The sequence below is a fragment of the Pseudidiomarina sp. WS423 genome, assembly GCF_050750165.1.
In the GTDB taxonomy this organism is placed as follows: domain Bacteria; phylum Pseudomonadota; class Gammaproteobacteria; order Enterobacterales; family Alteromonadaceae; genus Pseudidiomarina; species Pseudidiomarina fusca.
Map to the genome: position 1 here is coordinate 26,964 of NZ_JBOJLN010000009.1, position 15,179 is coordinate 42,142.

Sequence of the window (15,179 nt, forward strand, 5' to 3'; positions counted from 1 at the left end):
CGCGGCTTTTTTATGTTAGTATGCGCGCGCATTAATCATCCCCCCTCTCCGTATTTGTGTTGAAGGAAGAAAAGCACATGTGGAAGCTCATACTGTTTGTTTTGGCCGTTGGCCTATTCTCGCCCGCAGCCTTAGCTGCACCTGGTGAACTAGACCTTACCTACAGTGCCGTTGGCATTACCGCTATCGTTATTTTTACCATTGCCTACATGTTGGTCATGGGCGAAGAACGCCTACATATGCGTAAATCAAAACCGGTACTGGTTGCCGCAGGCTTGATTTGGATCATGATCGGCTGGGTGTACGCCGACCAAGGCTTACCTGGCGTGGCCGAAGAGGCATTTCGTCACAACTTGCTCGAATTTGCCGAGCTGATGTTGTTCTTATTGGTTGCCATGACCTACATCAATGCGATGGAAGAACGTCGCCTTTTTGACGCCTTAAGAGCCTGGATGATTAAGAAAGGCTTCAGCTACAAACAGTTGTTTTGGTTATCCGGTATTTTAGCTTTCTTTATTTCGCCCGTAGCCGATAACTTAACCACAGCATTATTGATGTGTGCGGTGGTGATGAAAGTTGCCGATGGCGATAAGAAATTCATCAGCGTCTCGTGCGTGAGCATTGTTATTGCAGCTAACGCTGGCGGTGCCTTCAGCCCCTTTGGTGACATCACCACCCTGATGGTATGGCAAGCGGGCATGGTTGAATTCCAAGAATTCTTCGTACTGTTTATCCCATCACTCCTTAACTACTTAGTGCCGGCTGTAATCATGAGCTTCTTCATTGAGAACCGTAAGCCATCGGCGCTAAACGAAGAAGTTGAGCTCAAGCGCGGTGCGTTACGCATTACCTTCCTATTCTTATTCACCATTGCTACCGCTGTAGCGTGTCACATGTGGCTGCATTTACCGCCGGTGCTGGGTATGATGATGGGCTTAGGTTACTTACAATTCTTTGGATACTTCTTACGCATGACGCTACCAGGTTCACTGGCTCGCAAACGTGCCATGGCTGAGCGTGCCGGCGATATGGCACGATTAGAGCGGTTAGGTAGTGTGGTACCATTCGATGTCTTTAGCCGGGTACAACGGGCCGAGTGGGATACCCTATTGTTCTTCTACGGCGTGGTAATTTGTGTGGGTGGTTTAGGCTTTATGGGCTACCTCGCCATGCTGTCAGATACCCTCTATACCCAATGGAACCCAACGTATGCCAACGTTGCTCTGGGCCTCATGTCAGCCGTTATTGATAACATTCCGGTGATGTTTGCGGTGCTCTCCATGACCCCCGATATGTCACACGGCCAATGGCTGTTGATTACCCTTACCGCGGGTACTGGTGGTAGCTTGCTGTCGATTGGTTCAGCTGCAGGGGTAGCATTAATGGGCCAAGCTCGTGGCTATTACACTTTTGCTAGCCACTTAAAATGGGCCCCAGTAATTGCCCTAGGTTACATTGTTAGTGTCTATGCTCACCTTTGGTTAAATAGCGCTTTATTTGAGGTTTTTAACCACTAGCCTTAGCGCTTATCTTGTTCTGTAGCGGTTCGTACGCAACGCACAAAGCGAACCGCTTCAGGATAAGGAAACACGTCACTAATCACACCCGTTCGAATATCTTGCTGTTGCTGCTGCCAATAGCTTGCATCTACTAATTCTGGATGATGCTTCATTAACATGCTGCGTAGGTGCGGCTGCGGCACCGCAAAGGTGGTCAATTGCTCAGGAAAGACATCATTGGGAGCCACGCTATACCATGGCTCTGCGGCAAGCTGCTGCTCATAAGTTTGTGGTTTAGGTAACTGCCGAAAGTTCATTTCAGTGAGGTATTGCACTTCGTCATAGTCATAGAAAACCACCCGTTTATGGCGTGTTAAGCCGAAGTTTTTTAACAGCATATCGCCCGGGAAGATATTCGCCGCCAACATGTCTTTAATCGCTTGGCCATAATCTTTCATAGCAGCTTCAATCTCGGCGTTACTGGCGTAATCTAAAAAGATATTCAGCGGCGTCATGCGGCGTTCAACAAACAGCTGACTAATAATTAACTGTTCACCATCCATACTAAGACTACCAGCTACGGTAGACTGCAACTCTTGTAGGAGATCGGGTGCAATGCGGGCTAACGGAATTGCCACGTTGGCAAACTCATAGGTATCAGCCATGCGCCCAGCCCGATCGTGCCGCTTAACCATTCGATAGCGATCAATTACGGTCTGCCGATCTATGGATTTACCACCACCGAAGGTATCTTTAATCACCTTGAATACATAAGGATAGCTAGGTAGTGTGAATACCGTCATCACCATCCCTTTGATACCCGCAGCAGCAACCAACTGGTCATCGCTGGCCGCTAAGTGGTGTAAGAAATCACGGTAGAATTCGGTTTTACTTTGCTTATGCAAGCCAATCGCAGAATAAAGCTCAGCGAGGGTCTTTTTCGGCATTAAATCTTTTAAAAAGCGCACCAATGCCGAAGGTGCCTTGGTCTGCACCATAAAATAAGATCGGGCAAAGCCAAAAATGATCGCCATTTGGTCCACATCAGTGATCAAGGCATCGAGATATAAATGCCCGTGCTCATCTCGCAACACCGGGACAATAAAAGGGTAACTACGCTGTGAACTGACAATACGCCCTACCACATAAGCTGCTTTGTTCCGGAAGAACGGGGCTTTTAAAACATCGATACGGAGTTGGTAAGCATTCACTTGCTGTGATGCTGCTTGCTCACGAAATGCCTTACGCAGCAGCCGAATATCTTCTGATAAATCAGCAAAGGGCGCGCCTAAATCAACCTCCTGCATGATCTGTGCAAGGGTACGATGCATGCCCGTCACTACCGGAAAATAAGATCGATATTCTGTTTCTACGGCAAGCGGAATCGCATCCGACAAGGTGGTTTCAACAAAAATATAGGCGTTATTAAAATACCTATGATGAAATAGATTACAAAAGACCGAGTTATAAAAGGTTTCCGCTAACTCTGCTTGCGGATGAAATTGCAGATAATCCTGATACAACTGCCGTGTCGCCAACCAGACTTGTTCATCGAGTTGTAACTGGGTTAACTCAGCCAAAGCTTTGGTGGTTTCTCGCACCCGAATATCATAAAAACTAATCCGGGCGGTGGCAGCATATTGGCCGGCATGCCAATCGCCATCAGCGAAACGCTGCCGCGCTGCGGCCGTTACCTCTTGAAAAACACTGTAATGGCGATGAAATCCCTGCAGAATTTTACGCGCATATAAGGTTGGCAAATCGGTCGTTGTCATCTTGGCTATTTTTGCTCAGCGGTCTCTACAATCAACTGTCGGAACCAACGATGACCAGCGTCGTGTTGCAGTAACGGGCTCCAAATCATCGTCAGCTCAAGCGGCTCTATCTTAAACGGCGGCGGTAGCATTACCAGCTCGTCGTCATCTTGGTACAAGGTGGCGGCCTGTGTGGGCAAGGTGGCAATCAGTCCTTGGCGGGCCAGGTGCATAGCTACATGGTAATTACGCGTAAACACTCGAATCTTGCGCTTATGGCCCAACTGCCCCAAAGCTTCATCAACCCAGCCAAGTTTCTGGACATCGTGTGGGTCCATTCCCACGCCTACACCAAAGCCAGTTTTACTCACCCAAACGTGTTCACCACCAAGGTAATTATCAAGGGTATAGTCTTGTACCAGAAGATGATCTTTTCGCACTAAACAACTGAAGTCGTCTTCCCAAAGGTTCTTTTGATGAAACGATTGCGGCAGCTTATCAAAACGGTTTATCGCTAGATCAACTTTGCCATTTTCGACATCGTGAAAACTAATATCACTAGGGGTCATGATATCGAGAGCTACGGCGGGAGCCTGACGCTTCAATTTTTCTAAGAGTCTTGGCATCAAAGTTGATGCGGCATAATCTGATGCCATGATGCGAAACACGCGATCGCTGGTGGCAGCATCGAAATCCCGTGCCGGTTGCACCATTTCTTCTACCGAATACAGAATTTGGCGTACTGGTTCTTGCATCCGTAGCGCTGTTTCTGTGGGTAACATGCCTTCGCTGGTACGTACTAAAATGGGGTCATTTAACAGCGTCCGTAAACGCTTCAAGCCGTTGCTCATCGCCGGCTGGGTAATATTGAGCTGAGCCGCCGCTTTGGTAACATTACGTTCGCGCAGCAGCACATCGAGGTAAACCAAGAGGTTCAGATCAATATCTTTTATATTATTCATAGAAAAAATAAATCCCGCTAAAAAAATATAGCGGGATTATAGACAGGATTGCTCTGATTTACACTTTTTGTTGCATGCGACATTAGTTGTATCCACCGAGTGAATACAAGGAGCCAATTACAACTGCGCCTTACTTTTTAGCAATAACCCACACCGCATGAACGATGCCAGGAATATAGCCAAGCAGGGTTAAAACAATATTTATCCAAAAGTGCTTACCCAGCCCCACCTGTAAAAATACACCCAGTGGAGGTAACAAAATCGCGATTATAATTCTTAATAAATCACCCATCACAACACTCCTTGTGGATTACCCAAAGTAAAGGATTAATATTTAGCAGCCTGCCCTGCAGCAGGCACAGTTTGCAGAATAAACTCACGTAAATCTTGGTTCGATAAACGCAAATCTTCTGCCCGTAAATACATCATATGACCGCTACGATAACCTTTAAAACCAATGCGATCTTTCATTTTACCGCTAGGGTCAATGTGCCACATATTGTATTTGGCATCAAAGTAATTCGTGGCACCATCATAATAGCCAGACTGAATTAAGACATTCAAGTAAGGGTTTTGTGCCATTGCTTGACGTAAATTTTCACCGGTATTGTTATTCGAGCGGTCCCACGGATGCACCGGCCCAAACATATTGTATTTAACGTCGGTTTTATAATTGAGCTCTTCACGCAGGTAATAATTAATAGCCGGGGTAAACGAATGCAGCCACGAAGTAAGCTCGGCATTGTAGTCTGGGCTATCACCTACATCTTTTCTATCAATACCTAAATAGCGTGAGTCTAAGCGACCGACGGTTTGACCGCGCTCGCGTAGTAACTCTTTCCAGAAAAAGTTAGTGCTAATATCCAAATTGCTTCGTAATACCGTTTGCGTGTCTAAACCAGCGAAACGCGCCACTTGTTCAGCAACTTGTTGCTTCTCAGCACCCGATAACATGGCTCCTTTAGCTAGCGCAGGCAAATAAGTATCAAGCGTGTACTGCTCTACTTGTGGCAGCAACTCCAACAAATCTAACTGCTGTAGATCTGCATCTAAAGCTTTATGATACCAAGCGGCAGCAGCAAAATAAGGGAGTCTGTTAGCAGCTTTAACCGGACCATTACGCTCAATTCCGATATCCGTTGGAGACACCAAAATCACGCCGTTTAAATACATCCACTGACGGTTTTGCAACTCTAACGCCAAACCTGATACACGCGTGGTGCCGTAGCTCTCACCAATTAAGTATTTAGGTGAGCGCCAGCGTTCATGCCGAGTCACAAAAGTATTAATCCAATCGGCTAGATATTTTACGTCGCTGTTCACGCCAAAAAACATCCGCTGCTGCTCATCTCGTGACGGCATGCTGCCATCGGCCTTTGGCAACACCCGTGAATAACCGGTATTCACTGGGTTCACAAATACAATGTCAGCCACGTCTAATACTGAATGAGGGTTATCTTTCACGCCATACGGCATGATAGGAAAACCTTCATCATCTACTCGCAGCGCTTTGGGCCCAGTATAGGCAATATGCATCCATACCGATGCAGAGCCAGGACCACCATTGAAAGAGATCAGCAACGGCCGTTGCTCACGATTTTTAACATCTTGGCGTTCGTAGTAAGTAAAGAATAAAGCTGCAGTAGCCTCTCCAGCCTCATTAAACACCGGCTGGGTACCTGTGGTTGCCGTGTATTTAAAGCGTTCGCCATTAATTTGCGCACGATGTTCAGTAACCACCACTTGGTCTGCCGCAATTTTTGCCTGCACGCTGCTTTCTGTTGCTGTAGCCGCCACTGCAGCGGTTGGCAGCAGAGCGGCTGAACTTACCGCCAGCGCCGAGGCCAATAGGAGATGTTTCATCGGATTCATAGGTAGTCCTTGATTTTGATTGTATTAGACTTACCCCCATTAAAAGCAATCTATGACCAAACTACAACCACCCTGCGACCAAGTTTATCTTTTCGGCGATAATATCGATTTGGTCATGGCACCGAGTATCTTAGTTGTGCTATAAAAGCTAGTAGCATTTAACGAGCTAAAAGCCTAACAACTATGCTAATACGCTTAAAGCCAGTCGCCGTGTTCCCAACGAAAGGTCAACATAGATCTTGTACTACTAGCATCATGCGTATGGTCATGTTGCTGTGCAGCTTATGCTTTTCTGCATGGGTTCCTATTAGCGCCGCAACCGAAACTTCCACAGCTCATGCACCGAGCACGCCAGCGCTCAGTTCCTATTTTCAAGAGTTGTGGACCAGTCGTGATGGCCTCCCCCACAACACCATCAATGGCATCACGCAAACACCTGACGGCTATCTCTGGTTAGCCACCTGGGAAGGTCTGGTACGCTTTAACGGCGCTGAATTTAAAGTTTACGATCTATACAGTGACATAGGTTTAGCTGACGCAGGGGTACAGAACGTCACTGTAACCGATGCGGGTGAGTTAGTGGTGGTAGGTGCCCGCGGTACCTTTGTGATGCGCAAACAAGATGCACAAGGCCGTTATTACTGGCAAAACTATGAGGTACCATCGACCCTCATCAACAAAGCTGTGGCTAATCCTGATGACACCATTTGGCTAGCCACCGAAGAATTCGGTTTGCTGAAACAGCAAGCCAATGGCCAAGTCGAACCCTATTTAGAGACTCGTGGCTCACGAGCCATGCACGCTTACGATATTTTGCGCAAAGACCAAACTCAGCTGTTTGTCGCGTCTGATCGCGGACTCATTAGTGTCACCAAAGCCAAAGTCATCTATTTGAATCAACAGCACGGCTTACCCGAATCCAGTATGTTTGCGGTAACTCAGTACCAAGACCAAGTGGTGGTAGCCGGTGAACAAGGCGTTTTTATTGGCGACGGTAACACCTTTGCGCCGCTGCATCCTCAGCTACTCAATAAAAATGTCATTCGGCTTTATACCGACAGTAGCGCAAACCTCTGGCTTGGCACCATCAATGATGGCCTGTACCGCTTAAGTTCTCGAGGCCTAGAACATCTCAGCACCAACAATGGGTTACCCAACGCACGCGTGATCAGTATTTATGAAGACCATGAACGCAGCATCTGGGTTGGCACCAATGGTGGCATGGTGAGGCTGCGTGATACCCCATTCGATACCTTCACGCAAGCCAATGGCATCGCTGATAATTTTGTTCGCACGCTGATCCAGCATAGTGATGGCAGTATTTGGGTGGGCTCGGCTGGTGGGCTCAATCGCTTTAAACAGGGCCAATGGCAAAGCTTTAACGACGATTTTACTCACCACTCTATTCTCAGTTTGTATGAGCATCCTGAATACGGCGTGTTTATTGGTTCTTATACTCATGGTTTAGGCTTATGGCGCGATGGCAAAATACAACAAGTCTGGACTCGTGACGACGGGCTGCTGGCCAATGAAATCCGGGCTATCACTGGTACTCACGATGGCTACGTATGGATTGCGACGCCCAATGGCCTCAACCGCTATCACCCTGCTACAGGCATTGAAGCTGCGCCCCAAGCTGACCAAGCCCGCTTTAGTGTTAGCTTGTACCAAGACCAGCAGCGGCGGCTTTGGCTAGGTACTGCGCGCGGTCTTTTCGTGCTGAGCGACGATCGCTTCGAAAAAGTAGATTTAAGCGCCTTTAATCAAGCCGAATATGTGTTTGATATTTTCCCTTATCAAGGTCACCTTTGGTTTGCCACCGACCGCGGCTTAATTATCTATGATCCTGCCAGCCAGACTGGACAGGTGGTAGGGCGTAAGCATGGCCTAAGCGCAGAAAAAATTTTCCAAGTGACCGTAGACCCCTATGACAACGTCTGGATGAGCTCTAATCGTGGCATCATGCGCACCTCATTAAGTTCGATCCTAGTACTAACAGCAACTGACCCAGCGCCGCAACCTCTTGTGCTTGATACGTTTAGAGAAGCTGACGGGTTGGTGAGTAGCCAAGCGAACGGTGGCTCTAATCCAGCCTTACTGCTTGATGACGAAGGTCATGTATGGGTACCCACAGCTTATGGCGTCGCAGTGATCGACCCTGCCCAACTGGGACGTTTTCATGAGTATGCTCCCCCTTCAGCCATTGAAGAGGTCGTTATTAATGGCAATTCACTCAGTGACACCGTGAGCCTAGCTGAGTTCGATGGTAATCGCATTAGCATCCATTATGCCGGCTTGGGTTTTAGTATGAACAATCAAATTCGCTACCGTACCCAGCTGATTGGCTACGAGCAACAACCACGTCATACTCAAGCAACTTTCGCCGAATTCACCAACTTACCACCGGGCACCTATGAATTTGTGGTCACCGCCTATTACGGCAATTCAGACCTGCAGGGAACAGCTGCGACCTTTGACTTTAGCGTGCCGCCCAAACTTTATCAGCGCGCCAGCTTCTGGGTAGCCTTAGCGGTGCTGTTAGCACTTAGTCTTTGGCTGTTTGTTCGCATGCGCGTTAGGGTGCTACAAAGTCGTGCCCAACAGTTAGAGCAACAGGTCGCTGAAAAAACTCAAGCACTGCAACAGCAAGCCCAGCGTTTTGCTCACTTAGCGCAATACGACGAGCTCACCGAGCTACCTAATCGACGCAGCTTTAATCGCGATTTTGAAGCAGCCGTAGCAACCGCCCAACAGCATCAGTTACCTTTGAGTTTAGCCGTGATTGATATCGATCACTTTAAAACCATCAATGACACCTACTCGCACGCTGTTGGCGATCAAATCTTACGCTGGATTGCCAAATTAATGCAGCAAGAACTTCGCTCTGGCGACAAAATTGCGCGTTGGGGTGGCGAAGAGTTCACCCTGTTAATGACACAAACCGAAGCTGCAGCAGCCTTAGATATTGCCGAGCGACTACGGCAAAGTATTGCTGCCGCCACGCCACCGGCTGATCTTATTGACCGCTCTATCACCATCAGTATTGGCTTAGCCACTTACAGCCCAGAACAAGCAGAACTCAGTAGCGCCAGCAGTTTGTTAATTCAAGCTGACCAAGCCCTTTATCAAGCCAAAGCAGCAGGCCGCAATTGCGTTAAAACCTATCAACCGCCAGCACATTAGACTAAAAGCGCATAGCCTTGTGTGAGTTACTTTGCCAGCATAGCTGCAGAAGGAGTCGCAGATGGACACTATCGATACCAACGTTACCCCGCCACTCAATCGACAGCTGTTGGTTGATGGTAAACCCGTGAAATGGAACCAGTTGCTGAAATCAGGCGACCGCATTTTTATTGGTACCCATGCTGCCGTGCCACATGCTTTGATGCACCACCTCGCCGACCAAAGCCAACATCTGCATGATATCGAAATCGTACAGATTTACGCACTCGGCGATAACCATTGGGTGAATCCTGAGTTCTCGCAAACCTTTAAGGTGAATACCCTGTTCATCGGTGGTGAAAAAGTTCGTCAAGCAGTAGCCGAAGGCCGTGCCGACTATACGCCAGCCTTTATGTCGGATATCCCGTCGCTCTTTAGTGATGATATTTTACCGCTCGATGCCGCCTTAATTATGGTCAGCCCACCGGATCAGTACGGCTATCATAGCCTTGGGGTATCCGTAGACATTGTTTCTTCCGCTTTAAAATCAGCCAAAAAAGTGATTGCCCAAGTGAACCCCAAAATGCCCGTCACTTTTGGCCAAGCTTTTATTCACAAAGGGCAAATTGATGCCTTTTTTGAGGCCGAGCAAGATTTACCTGAAATCAAAGCGCCCGCTTTAGATGCTGTAACCGAGAGGATTGGCCAGTACGTATCCTTACTGGTAGAAGATGGCGCCACCTTACAAATTGGCTTTGGCAAAATCTGCGACGCCGTTTTACGGTATCTGGTGAATCACAAAGACCTTGGCGTGCATAGCGAGCTTATTACTGACGGTATTATGGAGTTGATGCTAAGTGGCGTGATCAACAATCGCAAGAAAACCTATCACCAACATAAAGCCGTGACTAGTTTCTGCATTGGTAGTAAACAACTGTACGATTTTGTGAATAACAACCCACATATCGGATTCTATCCATCTGAGTACGTGAACTCGCCCGCCAATATTGCCCGCAACGATAAAATGGTGGCCATCAATAGCGCCATCGAGGTGGACCTCACCGGGCAAGTGGTTTCAGACTCAATTGGCCATCATTTTTATAGCGGCATTGGCGGACATGTTGATTTTACCCGCGGTGCTACCATGAGTGCCGGCGGTAAACCCATCATTGCCCTACCCTCAACCGCTAAGAACGGCACCGTGTCGCGCATTGTACCGCATATTTCGCAAGGTGCCGGCGTGGCCACCTCACGTGCTCATGTACACTATGTGGTTACCGAATTTGGCGTAGCATCACTGCGCGGTAAAAGCATTCGCGAACGCGCCCTAGAACTCATCCGCGTGGCGCATCCGAAGTTCCGCCAACAGCTATTAGAAGACATTCGTAAACACTACTGGGTGCCTCATTACCAGGTGCTGCACTCGGTAGAAGTACCTGAATTAGGTGCCGTAGGCTTTAAAGAAATTGCCATTAATGGCGAGTTTTTTGATTTACGACCACTCAACCCCAGTGATGAACGCCGCTTACAAGAGTTTTTTTATTCGCATACCAAAGAAACCTTACAGATGCGCTACAACACGGTGCCCACGCAAATGAGCCGGGAAAAATCCTGTACCTTGGTGAGCGTCGATCAATCTCGCGACTTAGCTCTTTGTATCGTCAGGCAAAAAGGCTCAATGGCACAAATTCAGGCGGTTGGCAGATACTATTTACTGCATGATGAAAAAAGCTGCGAGGTGGCCTTTGTAACCCGTGAGAACCAACACGGTAAGGGCATGGCCAGCAGATTATTAAGTGAAATGAAGTACATAGCCAAACAGCGCGGGCTCGAGCGCATGTTAGCTTACGTACGAGCCGAAAATGGCAAAATGTTAGCCGTGTTTGAAAAAGCAGGGTTTGTGCGCAAGCCCTCCGAAGAACCAGGTGAAGTTTATTTACAATTAGATTTAGGTAGTGCTTAGTATGTCGATCACGGTTTTTAGCCACAATTATTGCAGTCTGCATCGGGTTTCTGAAGTGCATCCAGAAGAGCCAGCCAGAATTGCCGCCATTAACGATCAGATCATTCGGTCGGGGATGGAATTTGCGCTCACTCAAAAAGACGCCAAACCAGCCACCAAGGAAGACCTCTATCGCGTGCATTCAGCCAATTACATTAATGACGTATTTGAGCGCGCTCCAACCGAGCCCGGTGAACACATTTGGTTAGATCCCGACACCATGATGACAGCCGGTACCTTACGCGCTGCCCTGTACGCAGCCGGTAGCGGCATTTGTGCTGTAGACGAGGTGATGACCGCCGACAATAGAAGCACCTTTTGTGCCATTCGCCCCCCAGGCCATCATGCCAGTTGGGACGCCGCAATGGGCTTTTGTATTTTCAACAACATCGCTGTTGCCGCCGCATACGCCATGCAGCAATACGGCTTAGAACGCGTGGCCATTGTCGATTTTGATGTGCATCACGGCAATGGTACCGAAGACATCTTTTTGAATGACGAGCGCGTGCTATTTTGCAGCTCTTTTCAACATCCGCTCTTCCCCAACACCGGTACCCAAACCATCAGCCACGAAGTGATCAACATTCCACTACCAGCGGGCTGTGATGGTCCTACGTGGCAGGCGGCCGTGCGCGATCGCTGGTTACCAGCCATCGATGCTTTCGCCCCCCAACTGATCTTAGTTTCAGCGGGATTTGATGGGCACTTAGAAGACGACATGGCACAATTTAAGCTCACGGAAATCGATTACCACTGGATGGCCGCCGAGCTTAAAAAACTCGCCGAACAGCATTGTGAGGGCCGCATCGTGGCCATGCTTGAAGGTGGTTATGAACACAGCTCGCTCGGCCGCAGCGTGGTCGCTTTTTTGAAGGGAATGCAGTGAAGACAACGTGACGCCGATACGGGCTGCTTGTTGATCTAAGGATTCAATAATCCACCACGGAAAGTGACATTTTAAAAAATACGACTTTATTGGCCACAAAAAAGGCGAGCTAAAAAGCTCGCCTTTCTCATCCCATCAACACCAATTACCGATAGCTATCCACCGCTGGGCAGCTACACATCAAGTTGCGGTCACCGTACACGTCATCGATACGGTTCACGCTTGGCCAGAACTTGTTTACCTTCACCGCGCTTACTGGGTAAGCGGCTTGCTCGCGGCTGTATGGACGGTCCCAGTTCGCGTCAACGATGTCAGCTAGAGTATGAGGTGCGTTATGCAGCGGGTTGTTATCTGCTGGCCACTCACCTTGCTCAACACGGTTGGCTTCTTCACGAATGCTGATCATGGCTTCAATAAAGCGGTCTAGCTCTGCCTTAGATTCAGATTCCGTTGGCTCAACCATTAAGGTTCCGGCTACTGGGAAGCTCATGGTTGGGCTGTGGAAGCCGTAGTCTTGCAAGCGTTTTGCTACGTCCATTTCGGTAATGCCACAGCTATCTTTGAGTGGGCGCAAATCAATGATGCACTCGTGCGCAACACGGTCGTTGCGGCCTTTGTACAAGATTGGGTAGTGCTTGCTCAACTGCTTCGCCATGTAGTTGGCATTTAAGATGGCTACTTCGGTAGCTTCGCGCAGGCCACGCGAGCCCATCATCACAATGTACATCCACGAGATAGGTAAAATGCTGGCGCTACCATAAGGCGCAGCAGATACGGCACCGTTATCGGCCGCGGTATCGTCAATTTTAATCACGCTGTGGTTAGGCAAGAAAGGTGCTAAGTGCTGTTTAACACCAATCGGGCCCATACCAGGACCACCACCACCGTGTGGAATACAGAAGGTTTTGTGCAGGTTCAGGTGCGATACGTCGGCACCGATGTAGCCTGGTGAGGTTACCCCTACTTGGGCGTTCATGTTGGCACCGTCTAGGTACACTTGACCACCGTGAGCGTGCACGATTTCACAAATATCTTTGATACCTTCTTCATACACACCATGGGTAGATGGGTAGGTGATCATGATGCAAGACAGGTTATCACCGGCTTCAGCTGCTTTAGCTTTCAGGTCGTTAATATCTACGTTACCGTTCTTGTCGCAATCTACCACCACCACTTGCATGCTCATCATCTGTGCTGAGGCTGGGTTAGTACCATGCGCTGAGCTAGGGATTAAGCAAATGTTACGGTGCACGTCGCCACGGCTGTGGTGATATTTTTGAATCGCTAACAAGCCGGCGTATTCGCCTTGTGCGCCTGAGTTAGGCTGCATTGACATCACATCATAGCCGGTAATGTCCACTAACCAGCCTGATAAGGTACTTAGTAATTCAGCGTAACCTTGTGCTTGCTCTACTGGGCAGAACGGGTGCAGCTGGCCAAACTCTGGCCAAGTGACTGGAATCATCTCTGCGGTGGCGTTCAGCTTCATGGTGCACGAGCCTAACGAGATCATGCTGTGGTTTAATGACAAATCTTTGTTTTCTAACTGTTTGATATAACGCAGCATTTCAGTTTCAGAATGATAACTGTTAAATACTGGGTGAGTTAAAATCTCACTTTCACGGCGCAGTGCAGCTGGGATAGACTCGACTTCACCAGAAGCAACTCGTGAGTCTAACACTTCGATTTCTAGGCCGTGGTCGGCACCAAAGAGCACCATAAACAGCACATCAACATCGTGACGTGATTTAGCTTCGTCTAGGCTTACCCCAAACTGGCCATTACCATCAATACGCAGGTTTACTTGGGCTTGCTCAGCACGTGCCATCACGCCACTGACGTCGCCTTCTAGTTTGAAGGTTAAGGTATCAAACCAGTGGCTATTGACCAGTTTCACGCCTTTTTCTTGTAAGCCAAGAGCCACAATATCGGTTAACCGGTTAATGCGTGCAGCAATAGTTTTCAAGCCTTGCGGGCCATGGTACACGGCATAAAACGAAGCCATGTTGGCTAACAATACCTGTGCAGTACAGATGTTTGAGTTGGCTTTTTCGCGGCGAATATGCTGCTCACGCGTTTGCATCGCCATACGTAATGCTTGGTTATCGCGGCTGTCTTTTGAGACGCCAATAATACGACCTGGCAACGACCGTTTGTATTTGTCACGGGTTGCAAAAAATGCGGCGTGTGGGCCACCGTAACCCATAGGTACACCAAAGCGCTGGGCTGAACCTAACACCATGTCTGCCCCCATCTCACCAGGTGATTTCAGCAACACTAAGCTCATGATGTCGGCGGCAACGGCAACCACACCTTTGTTGGCTTGAATGTCAGCAATTAGTTTTTCGATGTTATGAATTTCGCCGTTACGATCGGGGTACTGTAACAAAGCACCAAACACATCGTGGTTATCGGCTTCTCGAGCTGGCCCAACAATCACATCAAAGCCAAACATTTCTGCTCGTGTTTTGACGACATCGATGGTTTGCGGGTAGACGTTATCCGCTACGTAGAATGCATTTGATTTGCTTTTGCTGACGCGCTTAGCCATTGCCATAGCTTCTGCTGCTGCAGTCGCTTCATCTAACAAAGACGCACTAGCTAGCTCTAGGCCCGTTAAATCGATGGTCATTTGTTGGAAGTTAAGAATAGCTTCTAGGCGGCCTTGCGCGATTTCTGGCTGATACGGAGTGTAAGCGGTATACCAACCTGGATTTTCTAGCACGTTACGCAAAATCACGTTCGGAACTAGAGTGTCGTAATAACCCATACCGATAAATGACTTAAAGACCTTGTTTTTGCTGGCGATGGCTTTCAATTTGGCCAACGCATCGCGTTCTGTCATGGGCTCACCAATCGACAAAAACGGCTCGCGTCGAATCGCACCAGGTACTGTGTCTGTGGTTAATTCAGCCAATGAGCTCACCCCTAACTCAGCCAACATAGCCTGAGTTTCATCAGCGCTAGGGCCAATGTGGCGGGCAATAAATTCACCATGATTTTCTAACTGCTTCAGCGTGGTCGTAGTCATTTACTTCAAAT

General features: G+C 48.4%; 9 protein-coding genes. 4 read left to right on the forward strand and 5 right to left on the reverse strand.

Annotated elements, in window-relative coordinates:
* Positions 1–77: 77 nt before the first annotated feature.
* The gene (gene nhaD / locus ACQ661_RS08835; RefSeq protein ID WP_431668178.1) at positions 78–1,517 is read left to right on the forward strand and encodes a sodium:proton antiporter NhaD; all 1,440 of its coding nucleotides are present in this window, start codon (positions 78–80) and stop codon (positions 1,515–1,517) included.
* A 2-nt stretch (positions 1,518–1,519) separates the two neighbouring features.
* On the opposite strand, the gene aceK is transcribed toward nhaD, so the two are convergent.
* The 4 genes from aceK to ACQ661_RS08855 all read right to left on the reverse strand — a co-directional run bounded on the left by aceK (position 1,520) and on the right by ACQ661_RS08855 (position 6,087).
* On the reverse strand, positions 1,520–3,274 hold the full coding sequence (gene aceK, locus ACQ661_RS08840; RefSeq protein ID WP_431668179.1) for a bifunctional isocitrate dehydrogenase kinase/phosphatase: 1,755 nt from the start codon (positions 3,272–3,274) through the stop codon (positions 1,520–1,522).
* A 5-nt stretch (positions 3,275–3,279) separates the two neighbouring features.
* Positions 3,280–4,215, reverse strand: a complete 936-nt coding sequence (locus ACQ661_RS08845; protein WP_110076135.1) for a LysR family transcriptional regulator — start codon at positions 4,213–4,215, stop codon at positions 3,280–3,282.
* A 130-nt stretch (positions 4,216–4,345) separates the two neighbouring features.
* Positions 4,346–4,507, reverse strand: coding sequence for a YqaE/Pmp3 family membrane protein (locus ACQ661_RS08850; RefSeq protein WP_153826158.1), 162 nt, complete (start codon positions 4,505–4,507; stop codon positions 4,346–4,348).
* 35 nt (positions 4,508–4,542) lie between these two features.
* Positions 4,543–6,087: a S10 family peptidase gene (locus tag ACQ661_RS08855; RefSeq protein ID WP_228759468.1), complete on the reverse strand. Its 1,545-nt coding sequence runs from the start codon at positions 6,085–6,087 to the stop codon at positions 4,543–4,545.
* Between the two features lie 255 nt (positions 6,088–6,342).
* Between ACQ661_RS08855 and ACQ661_RS08860 the strand changes: the two genes are divergently transcribed.
* The 3 genes from ACQ661_RS08860 (at position 6,343) to ACQ661_RS08870 (ending at position 12,137) form a co-directional block, all read left to right on the forward strand.
* Positions 6,343–9,270 (forward strand): ligand-binding sensor domain-containing diguanylate cyclase, encoded by a 2,928-nt coding sequence (locus tag ACQ661_RS08860; RefSeq protein WP_431668180.1) that lies wholly within the window; start codon positions 6,343–6,345, stop codon positions 9,268–9,270.
* Between the two features lie 61 nt (positions 9,271–9,331).
* Positions 9,332–11,212 carry a GNAT family N-acetyltransferase gene (locus ACQ661_RS08865; RefSeq protein WP_110076132.1) on the forward strand — a complete coding sequence of 627 codons (1,881 nt, stop codon included), beginning with the start codon at positions 9,332–9,334 and terminating at the stop codon, positions 11,210–11,212.
* A gap of 1 nt (position 11,213) precedes the next feature.
* Positions 11,214–12,137, forward strand: a complete 924-nt coding sequence (locus tag ACQ661_RS08870; protein ID WP_431668181.1) for a histone deacetylase family protein — start codon at positions 11,214–11,216, stop codon at positions 12,135–12,137.
* Between the two features lie 145 nt (positions 12,138–12,282).
* On the opposite strand, the gene gcvP is transcribed toward ACQ661_RS08870, so the two are convergent.
* A complete protein-coding gene (gcvP, locus tag ACQ661_RS08875) occupies positions 12,283–15,168 on the reverse strand; it encodes an aminomethyl-transferring glycine dehydrogenase (RefSeq protein WP_431668182.1) in 2,886 nt (961 codons plus the stop codon).
* Between the last annotated feature and the right edge of the window lie 11 nt (positions 15,169–15,179).